This window comes from uncultured Pseudoteredinibacter sp. (assembly GCF_947502065.1).
Taxonomy (GTDB): Bacteria; Pseudomonadota; Gammaproteobacteria; order Pseudomonadales; family Cellvibrionaceae; genus Pseudoteredinibacter.
Genome location: NZ_CANMYE010000005.1, coordinates 347678 through 364842 on the forward strand (window position 1 = coordinate 347678; position 17165 = coordinate 364842).

Below are 17165 nucleotides of genomic sequence, written 5' to 3' on the forward strand. Positions count from 1 at the left end.
CGATGTTTTCAGGTAAAAAATACGACACTAATTTGCTGGTGATTGGTGCTGGCAGTGCAGGATTAATTTCTGCCAATATTGCCGCGACCCTTAAAGCGAAGGTGACATTGATTGAACGTCATAAAATGGGTGGTGATTGTTTAAACACAGGTTGTGTGCCCAGTAAGACTCTATTGCGTTCGGCAAAGATTCGTCATCTTATGAACGATTCAGAGCGTTACGGTTTAAAAGCGGCCGATGTGGCGGTGGATTTCCCTGCCGTAATGGGGCGGGTGCAATCGATCATTAAGCACATTGAGCCCAATGATTCTGTCGAGCGTTACACGTCATTGGGGGTGGATTGTATCAGCGGCGATGCCAAGTTGGTTTCTCCCAATGAAGTTTTGGTAAACGGCGAGAAAATTTCAGCACGCCACATTATTCTTGCAATGGGTGCGCGCCCATTTATTCCTGAAATAGCGGGCCTGGATGCTATAGATTATCTAACATCGGATAATATCTGGCAGCTTGAAGAGTTGCCTAAGTCGATGTTGGTCATGGGCTCTGGTGCAATCGCCTGTGAAATGAGTCAGGCTTTTTCTCGGCTGGGTTCTGAAGTCACCATGGTTCAGCGTTCTTCATCCATTTTAAATAAGGAAGAGCCAGAAGTTGGCGAGTTTATGTTGAAGGCTTTTGAGCAAGAAGGCATTCAGGTGAAGCTCAATAGTAAAATTAGCGAGGTGAGAAAGGCCGAAGGGGGCGGTGTTGAAGTTTGTCTGCAAGATGAAAGCGGTGAGCAAAGCTGGCAGTGGTATGAGCAAATACTATTGGCCGTTGGCCGCAAGGCCAATACCGATGGCATGGGCTTGGAAGAAGTAGGTGTTGAGCTCAATGCTGACGGCACAGTAAAAGTTGATGAATATCTGCGCAGTAGTAGCCATCAAAACATTTTAGCCTGTGGTGATGTAGCTGGCCCATATCAGTTTACCCATATGGCATCACATCAAGCTTGGTATGCCACAGTTAACTCCTTGTTTGGCTTTGTGAAAAAGTTTAAGGTCGATTATCGAATTGTTCCCAAAGCGGTGTTTACAGACCCTGAAATTGCCAGTGTTGGTAAATTGGAATCTGAGTTAAAAGCTGAGGGCGTGGCTTTTGAAGCCGTTCACTTCCCGTTAGATGATATGGATCGTGCTTTAGCTGAAGGTGAAGCCAAAGGATTTATCAAGGTGCTGCTCAAAGATGGCAGTGATAAGATACTGGGTGTAACGATTGTGGGGGCTCATGCCGCCGAGTTAATCACCGAGTTTATTCATGTGATAAAAATGGGCAAAGGCCTTAATCATATCCTGGGCACTATTCATATTTACCCAAGCTTTAGCGAGGCCAATAAATACTTGGCCGGACAATGGAAGCGTAAACATGCACCCCAGTGGGCGCTAAAAATACTTCAAAAGCTACACGCTTGGCGCCGATAACTGCAGCCTGTTGCATGCAGGCTATTCGCTATTGCTCATATCCTTTATCCCGATACGATTAAACAACTCAGCAAATGCTTTTATTGTAAGAGGTTTGCTGAGGTGATCGTTTATACCCGCCGTATAGGCATTATCCGTGTGCTCACCCTTTTCATGGGCCGTTAAGGCAATTATCTGGCACGCACGGACATCATTTTCGGATTCAAACTCTCGAATAATATGAGTGGCTTTAATACCGTCCATAATGGGCATCTCGATATCCATGAGAATCAGAGGAAACTTACCTGGGTAGCGCTCGAAAAGCTCAACTGCCTCTAATCCGTTGTTGGCAATCACAGGTTCAATATTAAATTTGGCTAGAATTTTTTGGGCAACGATAATGTTGACACTATTATCGTCTACAAGCATTACATTTAAACCGTCGCTAGCCTGGGGTAGGCTGACGGGTGAGCCTGAATCAACTTTGCCGCCATCCGCGTGATTGGGTAGCACCTCTTTTTCTTCTTCTTGTAGCTGTAGCTGAAAAGTAAACCAAAAAGTAGATCCCTCACCCAGTTCGCTTTCAACCCCAATATCACCATGTGCAATTTGGACAAGGCGCTTACAGATGGCTAGGCCTAAGCCTGAGCCGCCATAACGACGAGTGGTGCTGGTGTCGGCTTGTTTGAAGGGTTCAAATAGATTGGCTATCGAGTTTTCAGTAATACCGATTCCAGTATCGCTAATGGTAAATCGGATCAACACATATTGCTTATCGGTCTTTTCAAGGCGAGCGGATAATATGACTTGGCCACGGTCGGTAAATTTTACTGAGTTGCTTAATAGATTAACGATGACCTGTCTTAATCTAGTGGGGTCACCAACAACCTTGTTGGGTACAGAGGGGTGGCGTACTGTACGGAAATTGAGATCCTTTTGTTGGGCTTGGCGGGTGTAGATTTGGCTACAGTCATCAAGTAAGTCATGCAAGTTAAAAGGGTAGTTTTCAAACACTACCTTATTGGCTTCGATCTTCGAGTAATCTAAAACATCATTTAGAATATGCATCAAGGAATCGCCCGAACGACGCATGATGTTGACATAGTGTTGTTGAGTTTCATCAAGGTCTGTATCGCCCAGTAACTCGGTCATGCCGATGATGCCGTTCATGGGTGTGCGAATTTCATGGCTCATGGCAGCCAAAAAGAAACTTTTTGCCTGGCTCGCACTTTCGGCTTCTTGTTGCTGTTTAATAAAATCCAGTTTTTGTTGTTGCTCATGTACCAGCTGCTGAGACATGCTACGGCGCATCTCGATATCTCGCAGTAGACTAGTACGCATGATGTTGAACCCGCGAACAACATTTCCTAACTCATCATTTTGTTCATTTTTACGTCCCAACTGTAAGGGTTGATTCAAATTGCGAAGGGACAAATTACTAGCGTAATTGGCGATATGAGCCAGATGTCGGGTAAACAGGCTGCGAATCAAAAAGAAGATGGCCAGAGATACCAAAAGCGATTTGGTGAACTGCATGGCAATAATAAATCGCGCCCTTTGCCAAAGCTTAGTGTAAACACTGTCCAGGCTTACCACGATGCTAAGGTCACCAAGATGTTGCTCGTGAGTATTGATGTCGCTATATACCAAGGGGTATACACGGGTCATTTGTCGCTCGCCCATGGGTTCGGCTTGATCGGAGGCGGTTATCGCTCTTGGGTGATCATCCCAATTGGTCCAATTAACGGTAACTTGCACTACATCGTTGACAGCGAGCATGCTGTTAACCTGCAGGCGAAGTTGCTCTTCGTCAAAATTCCATAAGCTTTTCGTGATGCTGGATAAAGTACTGATTCGAATCTGCTCTAACCTTAAGTCCAGCTCTTTGAGGTCATCTTGAAATGAGGTGCGTAACTGAACCACCACAGCGATCAGTGTGATGCCGGAGCTAATAAGCAAAATCCAAGCAAGTAGCCTAACGGTGAGTGAATTTTGATTGGCGCTGTTATTGAGATCCCACATATTAATGAGCTCACGGCTTCCCTATTGATAACGGCTAGTGCAATGATGTTATACGTTATTTTCTAATTGCTGGCTTGCAAAGCTATTACAGATTAATCGACATGACAAAATATGCCAAGTGCTAAAGGCGGCTCTTTCTAAAATGAGCCGCCTAGGCGAAGAGAAGTGTGAGGACTAGTTTGCGCCGCACACTAGTCCGCTGGCAGAAAGCGCGCAATCACATCGTTTAAAAAGCGTTGGCCCAAATCGGTTGGGCTAAGCACGCCGCACGCTATGTTAATAAATCCTTCAGACTCTAACTTTGCAAGCTGCGGCTCTATCACTGAGAGTGGTAAAAAGGTTCGTTGCTCAAAAAGATCCAACTCAAAACCATCGCTTAGGCGCAGCGCGTTCATCATAAATTCTAGAATCAGCTGCTCACCCTGTACTAGCTCTTCGCCAGCGGTGTAGCTACGATGGCTGTCCAAATAGTGGGCAGGTAAGCGAGTTTTCCAATGTCGGTTTACGGTTTGCTGGCGGCTGATTTTTGCATGTGCGCCCGCGCCAATGCCTAGATAATCGCCGAAGGTCCAATAATTAAGGTTGTGTCGGCTTTGTTGGCCTCGGCTATAAGCCGAAATTTCATATTGCTGGTAGCCGTGTTGAGCCAGTAACTCCTGCCCCTGTATCTGAATCTCGGCTAGCTCGTCATCTATCGGCAATAAGGGGGGGCGCTTATAGTATTCGGTATTAGGTTCGATAGTTAACTGATACCAAGATAAATGCTCTGGCTCTAAGGCAATGGCTTTTAGCAAATCCTGTTTGGCTGATTCAACGCTTTGCTGGGGCAGGCCATGCATAAGATCCAAGTTAACGTTATCGAAACCGGCTTTGCGGGCCATCTCCATGGCTTTACTGGCTTGTTCGGCGCTGTGAATTCTTCCCAGGGCCTTAAGTTGTTCGTCACCAAAGCTCTGTACGCCTATTGAAAGGCGATTGATGCCAGCTTGCCGGTAACCTGAAAAGCGTTGTTGCTCTGCGGTTCCGGGATTCGCCTCCATGGTGATTTCGATATCTTGTTCAAAGCCCACTATCTCTTTACAGGCAGTTAAAATGCGTTCAAAGGCATGGGGGCTAAACAGGCTTGGTGTGCCGCCGCCTATAAAGATAGATTGTAATGCGCGGCCCTGGCTCAGTTCTCTGCTTTGTTGCAGGTCTTCTATTAGGCTGTCGCAATAGGCCTGCTCTGGCAACTCTTCATCGGCGCGATGCGAATTAAAGTCGCAGTAAGGACATTTGCGAACACACCAGGGAATGTGGATATATAAAGAAAGAGGAGGGAGTGACTCCCGCACAGGAGTGCTCACCGTTTTTCTTCCATGGCTCGCATCAGCAATGCCAAGGCTTGGCCGCGATGGCTAATCTTATTTTTCAAGCTGCGATCAAGCTCGGCTGAGCTGCATTGTTGCTCTTCTAGCCAAAATAAAGGATCGTAACCGAAGCCTTGTTCACCGCGAGCTTCGTGCAAAATACGACCCTCCCAGCTAGCGTGGCATATCAATGGGGTAGGATCTTTTGCGTGGCGCATATACACCAATACACAATGAAAGCGTGCGCTGCGTTGGCTATCTTCAAGGCCGGTTAATTTTTCCAATAGCAGTGCATTATTTTTTTGATCGGTCGCTTCTGCGCCGCTAAAGCGTGCGGAATAAATTCCAGGCGCACCATCTAAGGCATCGACTTCTAGGCCGGAGTCGTCGGAAATTGCTGGCATGCCGGTAATCGCGCAAGCGTGGCGTGCTTTAATGATGGCGTTCTCAACGAAGCTTAAACCGGTTTCATCGGCGTCTTCTACTCCAAGCTCACGCTGCGGTTTGATATCAATCGCCAAAGGTGAAAACAGTGCTTGGAACTCTTTGAGCTTGCCCTGGTTATTGCTGGCCAGCACGATAGTATTGCTTGTCATATTCTTAATCGGTATTCATTTTACGGTGGAAGCTAAAGCTGTGGCTTTGCTCGGAGCCCTCAGGCGTTACATCGATATGAAAGTGCAAAACTTCTTCATTATCAAAACGTAGTGCTGCCAAGTAATAGGTAGCGTTTTGCTCTTTGATTTCAATAAACTCCAGCTCGCGGGTTTGTTGAATTAAATTCTTGTAGTTGCCGCTAACAGCAGCTTTGCCGCCGCGAATTGTGCCGTTTTTTAACACCGCAATATTAACTAATGCACGATTTGAGCCGCGTACCAAGTTATAGGCTTTGGCAATCTCGGCGGGAATAAAGCTGCTATTAAATACGCTGAAGAATATTTTGTAATCACCAAATTCCTCGTAAGGTTTGCTGAGTTCCCGGGCCTCTTGAGCGAAGCTGCTTATGCTTAAGCTACAAAACAATAAGGCGAGGATGGATTTTATCGAAGACATTTTTCTACCTATCGTTTACGTAGATGATACATGGCAGTGATGCCAAAGAAATTAGGCAAGGCTTGTTTGATCATGCGGCCGCTACCTTGGGTGGTCACTCGGCGGCTGATGATTTCTATCGACAGCTCTTGACACAAGACTTCAAAATCTTTGAAGGTGCAAAAGTGAATATTGGGTGTGTCATACCACTGGTAAGGCAGTAAGTCGGAAACCGGCATGCGGCCCGAAAAAGCCAAGTGCCAGCGTGCACGCCAATGGCCAAAATTAGGGAAGGTAACGATGCACTCTTGTCCAACTCGTAGCATTTCCTGCAATACTAAATGCGGGAAGCGCATGGTTTGTAGTGCCTGAGTCATGACCACCGTATCAAAACTGTTGTCGGCAAAATTGCCCAGACCCTGGTCGAGGTTTTGCTCTACAACATTTACGCCACGGGCAATACAGCGACTAATTTGTTCTGGCCCAATTTCCAGGCCATAACCATTGACGCCTTGTTCCTGTAAGCGCTCCAACAGTGCACCGTCACCACAGGCGAGATCGAGAACTTTTTGCCCGGGCTGGATCCAAGTGCTGATGATGTCAAGATCACTGCGCATTGTTAGGGGCCTCCAATTGCTGGGCAACGCCTTTTAAATAATTTGAAAAGACAGTTTCGTAACGCTGATTGGGAAGCAAAAATGCATCGTGACCGGCGTCAGATTCAATTTCGGCATAGCTCACTGATTTACCCGCCGCCATAAGAGCATCAGCAATTTCACGCGAGCGAGCCGGTGCAAAACGCCAGTCACTGGTAAATGACACCACTAAAAATTTACATTGCGCATGGCTAAAGGCTTTTACTGGGTCGTGATCATACTCGCGCGCTAAATCGAAATAATCCAGCGCTTGGGTCATTAAGATATAGCTATTGGCATCGAAGCTGGTTGAAAATTTTTCGCCCTGATAGCGTAGGTAGCTTTGTATTTGAAATTCCACCGGCTCATCTTGGCCTTGCTCGAAGGTACCTGAGCGCAATTGTCGGCCGAATTTTTCGCCCATGCCATCACCTGATAAATACGTGATGTGGCCGATCATTCGGGCAACCGAAAGGCCGGCGCGGGGAATGATATCTTGTTGCTGATAGTGGCCTTCGGCAAACTCTGGGTCGCTGCATATTGCTTGGCGAGCGGTTTCATTAAAGGCAATGTTCTGCGCGCTAAGCTTCATTGCGGAGGCGATAACAATGCAGTTCTTCACGCGCTCTGGGTATTCCAGCGACCAGCGCATGGCCTGCATGCCGCCAAGGCTGCCGCCAATAATGGCTGCCCAACATTGAATACCAAGCAGATCGGCTAGGCGAGCCTGGCTGTTTACCCAATCGCGAACTCTTAGGCGAGGGAAGTCGGGCCCCCAAGGCTTTTGGGTTTCTGGGTTGATGCTATTGGGGCCGGTTGAGCCATCACAGCCGCCAATATTATTCAGTGACACCACAAAAAATTTGCTGGTATCAATTGGCTTGCCAGGGCCAATATAGGCATCCCACCAGCCTGGTTTGCTGTCTTCATAGCTATGAAAGCCTGCGGCATGGTGATTTCCCGATAGGGCATGGCAAATCAATATGGCATTGCTGGCGTCACTGTTAAGCTCACCGTAGCATTCATACATTAGCTGGTATTGCTCAAGCCTGCGACCAGATGCTAACTCAAGAGCTTCGTTAAATTCAGCGCAGTGAGGTTCTACTAGGCCAACGCTTTGGTCATCAATCTCGGACATCTTCGTTATACACCAAGCACTGTTATACACCAACTACTAGGCTTGCAATGGCGCCGCCAATACCGACTTCATAAGCTAAGCTGCCGAGTAAAATGCCCAAGATCCCTAATACTAAAAAGGCAAAGATTGGGCTGATGTCAAAACCACCAAGATCCGGTACTAGACGACGAAATGGTCGCATCATCGGGGCTAATAATTGATTCAATAACAGCACTGCTGGGTTGGGATTATGTGGCGCTATCCAACCTAGAATGATTGAAATAAATAGGCCCCATTTATAGATGCCTAACGTCAAACCCAATAGGCCAACCATAGACCAGGTCAACACATGGAAGGGGTTCAAAAAGCCAAGGCCAACAACCGCTGCGCAGGCTTCAATAAGTAACCAGTGCAAGGCAATAGCCAGTACGACGCAGGCCATGTCGAGGCCAAATAGGCCAGGAATGATTTTGCGTAATGGTAGCAATAGTGGGTTGGTAGCCTTTACCAAAAACTGTGATACCGGATTATAAAAATCGGCTCTCGCTAGCTGTAACAAAAAGCGAATCACAATCAGCGCGATATATAGGCTGCCAAGTGTTTGTAAAACATAAAGGCCGATTTCATTGAGCGCCCCCATGATGTTCTCCTTAGATAAAAGGGTCTAAAAGCTTTGCAGCGAATTATAGGCTATCGCGCCTCTGCTCGCTGCTGACTTTGCGTTGATTTGCAGTTTAGCCCAGCTCTTTGGCCATCTCGCGGGCGCGATCACTGCAGGCCTGCATAGCGCCGGCAAACAAATCGCGCAGGCCATTATCCTCAAAATGGGCAATCGCCTGTGCTGTGGTGCCGCCAGGCGAGGTAACCCGACGGCGCAATTCGGCAACATCGACATCGCTTTGTTGGGCCAGCGTGGCAGCCCCAAGTACGGTTTGTATGCACAATTGCGCGGAGCTTTCGGCATCAAGGCCTTGGGCAATACCTTCGGCGATCATAGCTTCCATAGCTAGAAAAAAATAAGCTGGCCCACTGCCAGAAACCGCGATGACAGAGTCGATAAGCGCCTCATCATCTAACCATTTGACGATACCTACAGAGGCTTGAATATCATCGGCCAGTTGTTTTTGCTCGTCGCTACAGTTTTCATTGGCATATAAGCCCGCTGCACCAACACCTACCAGTGACGGTGTGTTTGGCATTGAGCGCACAATGGCCAAATCTTCACCTAGCCATTGATTGAGGCTTTGCATTGGAATACCGGCAGCCAGCGAGATGATCAGCGGCTTATGCTGTAAATGGGGTTTAATTTCGCTTGCAAGCTGCTGCAGTACTTGTGGCTTAACGCCCAGTACCACGACATCCGCCGCGCTACAGGCTTGGCAATTATCGTTGTCGGTATGAATGGAGAATTCTTCGCGCAGGGCTTTAAGGTTTTTGTCACTTGGGGCGCAGGCGATTATTTGATCACTGGTGAAGCGGCCTTTTATCATTCCGCCAATAACAGCGCTGGACATATTGCCGGCACCAATAAATGCGATTTTAGCTGACTGCTTATTCATGTATCTACTTTGTCCTATCGGCTTTTCTGTATTTGTGATTAGCGGTGAGTTTTGTGACTAACTGCGGGGGCCAAAAATATCGCTACCTACTCTTAGCATGGTACTGCCGGCCGCTACAGCCGCTGCAAGATCTTGTGACATGCCCATCGATAAGGTGTCTAGCTTAAGTCCCGCCTTATTAAGCTCTTGTTGCAGCTGTCGTAAACGCTGCAGGCTATGAAGCTGCTCTGAATACTCCTGGCGTGGCTTTGGAATCGCCATTAAGCCGCGAAGTTTAAGTTTTGGCAGTTTGCTAATCTCCATCGCCTGTTGTTGCAGTTCCTGTGGGCTAAAGCCAGATTTACTCTCTTCATTATCTAGGTTCACCTGCAGGCAGATGTTCAGCTCTGGCTGTTGCTCGTCGCGTTGCTGAGAAAGGCGCTGTGCGATTTTTAGCCTATCAATGCTGTGCACCCAGCTGAAGTTCTCGGCAATAGCACGCGTTTTATTGGATTGTATAGGGCCAATAAAATGCCAGCAGATATCGTTCGCAGCTTGCGTCTCATCATTGAGCTGGGCCAGTTCTTCTTGCTTTTGTAGAGCTTCTTGCAGGTAGTTCTCGCCAAAATCGATCTGCCCGGCATGATAGGCCTGCAAGATGTCGACCAGCGGTTTGGTTTTGCTAACGGCCAATAGCTGAATGTCGCTGGCCATACGACCACTTTGACTGGCGGCTTCATTAATGCGCGATTGCACTATTTTTAAACGTTCAGCGACGGTTTCGGCAGCTTCGAGCATCTTTTTGCACAAATAGGTGGAAATTAGCGGATGGGTATTTGCTTTTCTTGGGTCTCTAGGTCAAAGTTTACCGTATAGCAAAGAAAAACACCTCAACTATAATTGAGGGTAGCAGCGAAGGGCGATGCAGGGTGTATAGCTTGTTCGACTGCGAAATAAAAACCACCTAAATTCGGCTCGTTGGCTATTGGATGCGGGCTGCGGTGGGGGAAGACACCAGTTTAAGCTGTTTTGAGGCCATTATGGATATTACGGAGCTGTTAGCTTTTAGTTCTAAACAGGGGGCATCTGACCTCCATTTGTCGGCTGGATTGCCACCTATGATTCGTGTTGATGGCGATGTGCGTCGCATCAACCTTCCGCCGATGGAGCATAAGCAGGTTCATGGCCTGATTTATGAAATCATGAACGATAAGCAGCGTAAGGACTTTGAAGAGCATCTAGAAACGGATTTCTCTTTCGAGGTGCCAGGCGTTGCTCGCTTCCGTGTGAACGCCTTTAATCAGAATCGTGGTGCTGGTGCAGTGTTCCGTACCATTCCTTCAAAAGTTTTAACTATGGAAGAGTTGGGCATGGGCCAAGTCTTCCGTGAGATCGCCGCTGTGCCTCGTGGTTTGTGCTTGGTAACAGGGCCAACCGGTTCGGGTAAGTCCACTACCTTGGCGGCGATGATCGATTACATCAATGACAATAAATATGAGCATATTTTGACCATTGAAGATCCGATCGAATTTGTGCACGAATCTAAAAAATGCTTGGTAAACCAGCGTGAGGTGCATCGAGATACCCACAGCTTTAGTGATGCATTGCGCTCGGCCTTGCGTGAAGACCCCGACATCATCCTAGTTGGTGAGATGCGAGATCTGGAAACCATTCGCTTAGCATTAACCGCGGCAGAAACAGGCCACTTGGTATTTGGTACCTTACACACCACCTCAGCGGCGAAAACCATTGACCGTGTGGTTGATGTATTCCCCGCTGAGGAAAAATCCATGGTTCGTTCCATGCTGTCAGAATCCTTGCAGGCGGTGATTTCTCAAACGCTGATGAAGCGCCAAGAAGGTGGGCGTGTTGCGGCGCATGAAATTATGCGTGGTACTTCGGCAATTCGAAATCTTATCCGTGAAGATAAGGTGGCTCAAATGTACTCGGCTATCCAAACCGGTGGCGCCATTGGTATGCAAACCATGGATCAATGTCTATCGGATTTGGTTGAGAAGCGTATTATTTCTCGTGAAGTGGCGCGGGAAAAAGCCCGTATGCCAGAAAACTTCTAAGCTCGTTTGGTTTAAGGAACCGATATGGAATTTGAACGCTTATTGGCGATGATGGTAGAGAAAGGGGCTTCGGATCTTTTTGTTACAGCCGGTGTTCCGCCGTCAATTAAATTACACGGTAAAGTTGTACCCGTTACCACTACGCCTTTGTCGCCAGAGAAAACCCGCGAAGTGGTTTTGGGGGTAATGAACGAGCAGCAGCGCCAAGAGTTTATTCAAACTCACGAGCTAAACTTTGCAATCAGTGCCCGTGGTATTGGTCGATTTCGTGTCAGCGCTTTTTACCAGCGTAACTTGGCTGGTATGGTGTTGCGTAGAATTGAAACTGTTATCCCCAAAATTGATGATCTAGGATTGCCGGCCATTATTAAAGATTTGGCGATGGTAAAGCGCGGTTTGATTATTTATGTGGGGGCGACAGGCACCGGTAAGTCAACTTCCCTTGCCGCAATGATCGGTCATCGCAATGGCAATTCAAAAGGGCATATTATTTCCATTGAGGATCCGATTGAATTTATACACCAGCATCAAGGGTGTATTGTCACCCAGCGTGAAGTGGGTATTGATACGGATTCTTTTGAAGTCGCACTGAAGAACACTCTGCGACAAGCGCCTGATGTGATTATGATTGGTGAGGTGCGAACCCGAGAAACCATGGAGCATGCCATTGCTTTCGCTGAAACTGGGCATTTGTGTTTATGTACCCTGCACGCGAACAATGCTAACCAGGCGTTGGATCGTATTATTCATTTCTTCCCGGCCGATCGTCACAATCAATTGTTGATGGACTTGAGTTTAAACTTGCGTGCTATTGTAGCTCAGCAGCTGATTCCTACGCCGGATGGTAATGGTCGTCGTGCTTGTTTGGAGGTGATGCTGAATTCTCCGTTAGCGGCAGATATGATTCGTAAGGGTGATGTTCATGAGCTCAAAGAGCTGATGAAAAAATCCAATGAATTGGGTATGCAAACCTTCGATCAGGCTTTGTACGAGCTTTATGACTCAGGCGAAATTACCTACGAAGATGCTCTGGCGCACGCCGATTCGCCAAATGATTTACGTTTGATGATTAAGTTGGGCTCAGAAACTGATGCCGATTACCTTAGCAATGTAGCGAATGAACTTTCTTTGCAGGGTGATGATAATGATGACAAGGGCCGCTTGTTCTAAGCGGCTGTTTTAAGGCTGGTCTTGTTTGGTCAGCCAACTTTCCAGTATCAAGCGTGCCGCGATTGAATCGATGGGTTGCTTGGAATAATTACCATACTGCCCCCTTTCGCTGGCTTCTTCTTTTGCTGCAAATGAAGATAGCCGCTCATCCATCATCTCGACTTTAATACCAAAGCGGCCATGAATGCGGTTGCCAAATTTTCTCGCCCTTGCGCTCAGCTCACTTTCGCTGTCATCCATATTGAGAGGCAGGCCGACCACAATTAAATCGGGTTGCCACTCTTTAAGTAGCTTGGCAATTTCATCCCAATTGGGGGTGCCATCTTTTGCTTTCAGTGGTTTTAATTCTTGTGCGGTGCGGCTTAATAAATTGCCTTGGGCCAAGCCAATATTACGCAGGCCGTAATCAAAGGCCAGCACGGTTTTTACTGCGCTCATAGTGAATCCTGTTTAGGCGTGGCCGGCTGTCGATTGCAGTGTGTCTGGATCAAAGCCTAAAGAGGCGACAGCTTTTTGCCATTTCAAGTGGCTGGGGGTTTGAAAAAGAATCTCGCTGTTTGCTGGCGCTGTTAGCCAACTATTGCTTTGAATCTCTTCCTCTAGCTGGTCGGGCGCCCAGCCGGCATAACCCAAGCTAATTAAAAAATGCTGGGGGCCGCTGCCTTTAGCAATGTGCTCTAATAATTCCAGCGACCCTGACAATGCAATGTCATCGCTAATGATGTCTGATTTTGGGTGCGGGCCGTTGTCGGTACTGTGCAAAATAAAGCCTTGCTCTTGCCTTACTGGGCCGCCGTGCAAAACCTTTTGCTGCATTTTTTGGTCGCAGTCGATATCCAGTTGCTCAAGAATTTCATCGAGCTTGGCTTCCGTTTCTTGGTTAATCACTAAACCCATTGCACCTTCGTCATCGTGGTGGCACAAATAAATCAGGCTGCGTTCAAAGTTAGGGTCGTTTAAACCAGGCATGGCAATCAAGAACTGATTGGAAAGATTCATGGTTTGCTTGTGTGTAGACATGGCGGGCCTTTGTTATCGGCTAGTGCTCAAACCGGAAATTTCAAAATGCCAGGTTCGAATAATTTCCAGTTTGTCTGTGGTTTTGCGAATTTCCTGAGGGAAAGGCGCAAATGGTGAGGCTAAATAAACTATTTGCAAGGCAGCGCGATCTAGTAGCTTTTGGCCTGAGGAGTGCAGAATCTCAACTTTATCCACATTGCCATTAGGTAGCAATGTAACGGCGGCGCGTAAGGTGCCGGTAATACCTTGCTGCAGCGCTTCATCTGGGTAGTTGCGGTTGCCGACAAATTCGACCTTGCTAGCCCATTTGCTTAAGTACTCGGCATCAATCGAGGCGCGAGTAGCCACTGAGGTAATGCGGCGAATGCGTGGGCGTTTAGCATAGGCTTGGCGCTGTCGTGCGAGCTTGGCATGCAGGCTGGCAATCTCGGCGCTGTGTAGCAGTTCAACATTAGATTCCCCCTGGCTCTTTTCCTGGCGCTGCTGCTTATCTTGGCTGCTGCTTATTTTTCGGCTTTGCCCTGTGGTAGCTAAGAGTTTCTGTTGCTGCGCGGCTTGCTCACTGCGCAGGCGTTCGCTGGGAGGGGTGATGTCTCTAATTTGGGTGTCGGCAATAGGCGCCTGTTTGTCTACCGTAAGTTCGCGTAACTCATCAATACTGCCGCTAGCTTGCTGATTGTGTTGGGCAAGAAAATCGGCTTTATCAGGTGCTTGAGAATCTTTGTGGGTCGCCAAGGTGATATTTAACGAAGCCGCAGGCTGGGGCTCGAAATCAATATCAAAAGTCAGGCCAAGAATGATAAGCGCGTGCACAGCTACTGCGACAAAGGCAGTAAAATACAAGCGGTCATTGCTGCTTGGGCTTGGTGTGGCGGCTATAGACATAAAGCGATTATAACAGCGCAAGCGGTTAAGCAAACGCTGCTTTAAGCATATTCAAAATTAATTAATACGCTTGGCGATCGCATCCATTAATTGTTGGCCGATATTTGTACCATAAGCGGCATCAATCTCACGCACACAGGTAGGGCTGGTGACATTAATCTCGGTAAGGTAGTCACCAATAACGTCTAGGCCAACAAATAGCAGGCCTTTGTCTTTTAAGGTGGGGGCAATTTGTTCAGCAATCCAGCGATCGCGATCGCTTAATTCTTGAGCGACGCCTCGGCCGCCGGCCGCTAGATTACCGCGAGTTTCCCCTTCGGCGGGAATTCGGGCTAGGCAATAAGGCACAGGCTCACCGTCAACAACCAGAATGCGCTTGTCGCCATTGCTGATATCCGGGATAAATTTCTGAGCCATGATGGTTTCTTGGCCAAAGCGGGTTAGGGTTTCCAGGATGACGCCCACATTGGGGTCATCTTGTTTGCAGCGAAAAATGCCCGCTCCACCCATGCCATCAAGTGGCTTAAAAATGACATCACCGTGCTGCTGATGAAAGTCACGCAGCTGTTGGTCGCTACGGCTAACCAATACCGGTGGGCAGCATTCTGGAAATTGGGTGGCAAAGACCTTCTCATTGCAATCGCGCAGGCTCTGGGGCTTGTTTACGATCAAGCAACCTTCGCGCTCAGCAGCTTCAAGAATATAGCTTGAGTAGATGAATTCAGAGTCAAAAGGAGGATCCTTGCGCATCAAAACAGCGTTTAGCTCAGCAATGGGCTGCTGCACTGTGTCGCCAAGCTCAAACCACTTCTCTGGGTTGGCGAAAACCTGCAAGGGTTTCATATTGGCCATGGCGCGGCCTTGATCCAGGTATAAATCGGCCTGTTCCATATAGTACAGCTCCCAACCCCTTTCGGCGGCTGCTAGCAACAAAGCTAAGCTGGTATCTTTTTTGTACGTAATGGCGGCTATTGGGTCCATAACGACACCAAGTTTTACCTGCATAATCAAGCCTCTTCAAAATAGGTGGGTGGCAAGCATAAGAACTTGTGTGACATTAGGCAAATGCTGTTTTGTGTCAAGGTACTGTAAGGTGAGTGCGGTACATTGGCGGTTAGATCCTCTTGTGGGCAGGGCTGGGCAAATTTTTGCTTAGTGGGCATTCGCAGAGAATCGATTACTTTTTATCTACCTAGGCACAACAATTCCCCTAACTCTGTGAGCCTTTGCTTATCTATTTCAACGGGTTATGGATAAAAGCTAGGAACTGTGTTAAAAATTGGCTGCTTGGCTGTAGCACAGTTGCGCCAAATGCAGGCCAACCGCTTTAGCGAGAATATTCCATGGCTGGACTATATTTGTTGGACGCCAAAGCGAAATTGGGCTTCAAGGTGAGAAGTCAATCATTGAAACAGCCCCGCGTAAGCGGATAATTATTATAGCTACTACTCAAAGGTCACAATCCGATGGATGTAGATTTTGAAAGCCTTACGGTGATGGTCATCGACGATAGTAAAACGATTCGTCGTACGGCTGAGACCCTACTCAAAAAAGTAGGCTGCGCCGTAGTTACGGCGACAGACGGATTCGATGCTCTGGCTAAAATTGCAGATAACAGGCCGGACATTATTTTCGTTGATATCATGATGCCACGTTTGGATGGTTATCAAACCTGTGCATTAATTAAGAATAATAGTCAGTTTAAATCCACTCCGGTGATTATGCTGTCCAGTAAAGACGGCTTGTTCGATAAAGCCAAGGGGCGGATTGTCGGTTCAGATGAATACCTGACCAAACCTTTTAGCAAGAGTGAACTTATCGGCGCGATCGAATCCCAAGTGCGCCTGACTAGTGCTTAAAACTCTAACAACAATAAAGCCAGCATTGGGGGGAATATGGCAACCGTACTTATTATCGATGATTCACCGACAGAGACCCACAAGCTCTCGGGTATGTTAAGTAAGAACGGACATGCAGTGATCACAGCAGACACTGGTGAAGCAGGCATGGATAAAGCCAAAGCGGAACGCCCAGACGTGGTGTTGATGGATATTGTAATGCCTGGTCTAAATGGCTTTCAGGCCACTAGGCAGTTAACCAAAGCTCCTGAGACAGCCAATATCCCAGTGATCATAGTGACCACTAAAGATCAGCAAACCGATAAGGTTTGGGGGATGCGCCAAGGCGCCAAGGCCTACTTAACAAAACCGATTGAAGAAAAGACGCTGTTACAAACCATCAGTGATGTAATGTCTTAAATGGTGACAGCAGTGGAACAGCAGGTATCACTATGAGCACGACGGCTAGCGCTTTTGATGTATTGGCCGAGCTTTCGCTTACGGCTAAGCCTGGTGGTGCCGGTAATAAGCTGGATGCTGAGGCTCAGTTGCAGTGGAGCGGCATTGGCTTTTCTTTGTTTGGAGAGCAATTTATTGCCCCGGTTGGTGAGCTTTCAGAAATGCTCGAGATACCGGCCTCAACCCGTTTACCTGGGGTGCAGCCCTGGGTAGTCGGAGTTGCTAATGTACGCGGTAGATTGCTGCCATTATTTGATATGGCGGCATTCTTTGGCGGCAAGCTGAGCAGCTCAAAAAGACAGCATCGGGTACTTATTTTAGAAAGGGATAGCGTTTACGCCGGCCTGATTGTAGACCAAGTTTTTGGTATGCAACATTTTCCCTTGGAAACATTTCAGGAGCAGGCCAATAGCAAATTGGAGGCAGTAACAAGCTGCTTGTCTGGTTGTTATCAATTAAGCGATAGCAATTGGCAGGTTTTTAGTACTGCTAAATTGATCGAAGATCCAAGATTTGCCAATGCCGCGCTGAGCTAATTTGGTTTTCGCTGTAGCTGGCGAGCCCTTGGAAAATAAACTTAAATGCTAAT

19 protein-coding genes are annotated in these 17165 nt (G+C 47.6%); 6 read left to right on the forward strand and 13 right to left on the reverse strand.

From position 1 onward, the window contains the following. Positions 1-2 precede the first annotated feature (2 nt). Positions 3-1457: an FAD-dependent oxidoreductase gene (locus Q1A41_RS14980; protein WP_299980615.1), complete on the forward strand. Its 1455-nt coding sequence runs from the start codon at positions 3-5 to the stop codon at positions 1455-1457. Between the two features lie 21 nt (positions 1458-1478). Here the strand turns inward: Q1A41_RS14980 and Q1A41_RS14985 are convergent, their stop codons facing one another. From Q1A41_RS14985 to Q1A41_RS15025, 9 genes are all read right to left on the reverse strand, one after another. Beyond that, positions 1479-3458: an ATP-binding protein gene (locus tag Q1A41_RS14985; RefSeq protein ID WP_299980617.1), complete on the reverse strand. Its 1980-nt coding sequence runs from the start codon at positions 3456-3458 to the stop codon at positions 1479-1481. Between the two features lie 191 nt (positions 3459-3649). Next, positions 3650-4804: a radical SAM family heme chaperone HemW gene (gene hemW / locus Q1A41_RS14990; RefSeq protein WP_299980619.1), complete on the reverse strand. Its 1155-nt coding sequence runs from the start codon at positions 4802-4804 to the stop codon at positions 3650-3652. Next, a complete protein-coding gene (gene rdgB / locus Q1A41_RS14995; protein ID WP_299980621.1) occupies positions 4801-5403 on the reverse strand; it encodes an RdgB/HAM1 family non-canonical purine NTP pyrophosphatase in 603 nt (200 codons plus the stop codon). Before rdgB ends, hemW begins: the two co-directional genes overlap by 4 nt. A gap of 4 nt (positions 5404-5407) precedes the next feature. Next, complete coding sequence (locus Q1A41_RS15000; protein WP_299980623.1) at positions 5408-5860, reverse strand: DUF4426 domain-containing protein; 453 nt, start codon at positions 5858-5860, stop codon at positions 5408-5410. Positions 5861-5868: 8 nt separating this feature from the next. Beyond that, entirely contained in the window at positions 5869-6456 is a 588-nt protein-coding gene (metW, locus tag Q1A41_RS15005) for a methionine biosynthesis protein MetW (RefSeq protein WP_299980625.1), read from the reverse strand. Continuing rightward, positions 6446-7612, reverse strand: coding sequence for a homoserine O-acetyltransferase (locus Q1A41_RS15010; protein ID WP_299980628.1), 1167 nt, complete (start codon positions 7610-7612; stop codon positions 6446-6448). Before Q1A41_RS15010 ends, metW begins: the two co-directional genes overlap by 11 nt. Before the next feature lie 22 nt (positions 7613-7634). Continuing rightward, positions 7635-8231, reverse strand: a complete 597-nt coding sequence (locus Q1A41_RS15015; protein WP_299980630.1) for a YggT family protein — start codon at positions 8229-8231, stop codon at positions 7635-7637. A 94-nt stretch (positions 8232-8325) separates the two neighbouring features. Beyond that, positions 8326-9150: a pyrroline-5-carboxylate reductase gene (gene proC, locus Q1A41_RS15020; protein WP_299980632.1), complete on the reverse strand. Its 825-nt coding sequence runs from the start codon at positions 9148-9150 to the stop codon at positions 8326-8328. 57 nt (positions 9151-9207) lie between these two features. Next, positions 9208-9927, reverse strand: a complete 720-nt coding sequence (locus tag Q1A41_RS15025; RefSeq protein ID WP_299980634.1) for a YggS family pyridoxal phosphate-dependent enzyme — start codon at positions 9925-9927, stop codon at positions 9208-9210. A gap of 242 nt (positions 9928-10169) precedes the next feature. Here Q1A41_RS15025 and Q1A41_RS15030 point away from each other — a divergent pair, with 242 nt between their 5' ends. Further along, positions 10170-11204: a type IV pilus twitching motility protein PilT gene (locus tag Q1A41_RS15030; protein ID WP_299775842.1), complete on the forward strand. Its 1035-nt coding sequence runs from the start codon at positions 10170-10172 to the stop codon at positions 11202-11204. A 24-nt stretch (positions 11205-11228) separates the two neighbouring features. Beyond that, positions 11229-12374 (forward strand): PilT/PilU family type 4a pilus ATPase, encoded by a 1146-nt coding sequence (locus Q1A41_RS15035; RefSeq protein ID WP_299980636.1) that lies wholly within the window; start codon positions 11229-11231, stop codon positions 12372-12374. Between the two features lie 9 nt (positions 12375-12383). Here Q1A41_RS15035 and ruvX read toward each other — a convergent pair whose 3' ends face one another. From ruvX to gshB, 4 genes are read right to left on the reverse strand one after another with little or no spacing between them, the layout of a single operon-like run. Further along, positions 12384-12812 (reverse strand): Holliday junction resolvase RuvX, encoded by a 429-nt coding sequence (gene ruvX, locus Q1A41_RS15040; protein WP_299980638.1) that lies wholly within the window; start codon positions 12810-12812, stop codon positions 12384-12386. Between the two features lie 12 nt (positions 12813-12824). Then, positions 12825-13394, reverse strand: a complete 570-nt coding sequence (locus Q1A41_RS15045) for a YqgE/AlgH family protein (RefSeq protein ID WP_299980640.1) — start codon at positions 13392-13394, stop codon at positions 12825-12827. A gap of 12 nt (positions 13395-13406) precedes the next feature. Then, complete coding sequence (locus Q1A41_RS15050) at positions 13407-14279, reverse strand: energy transducer TonB (RefSeq protein ID WP_299980642.1); 873 nt, start codon at positions 14277-14279, stop codon at positions 13407-13409. A gap of 57 nt (positions 14280-14336) precedes the next feature. After that, positions 14337-15284 carry a glutathione synthase gene (gene gshB / locus Q1A41_RS15055; RefSeq protein WP_299980644.1) on the reverse strand — a complete coding sequence of 316 codons (948 nt, stop codon included), beginning with the start codon at positions 15282-15284 and terminating at the stop codon, positions 14337-14339. A gap of 461 nt (positions 15285-15745) precedes the next feature. Here gshB and pilG point away from each other — a divergent pair, with 461 nt between their 5' ends. From pilG to Q1A41_RS15070, 3 genes are read left to right on the forward strand one after another with little or no spacing between them, the layout of a single operon-like run. Further along, on the forward strand, positions 15746-16138 hold the full coding sequence (gene pilG / locus Q1A41_RS15060) for a twitching motility response regulator PilG (RefSeq protein WP_166852824.1): 393 nt from the start codon (positions 15746-15748) through the stop codon (positions 16136-16138). Between the two features lie 36 nt (positions 16139-16174). Further along, complete coding sequence (gene pilH, locus Q1A41_RS15065; RefSeq protein ID WP_299980647.1) at positions 16175-16537, forward strand: twitching motility response regulator PilH; 363 nt, start codon at positions 16175-16177, stop codon at positions 16535-16537. Between the two features lie 32 nt (positions 16538-16569). Further along, positions 16570-17112, forward strand: a complete 543-nt coding sequence (locus tag Q1A41_RS15070; protein ID WP_299980649.1) for a chemotaxis protein CheW — start codon at positions 16570-16572, stop codon at positions 17110-17112. The last annotated feature ends 53 nt before the right edge of the window (positions 17113-17165 follow it).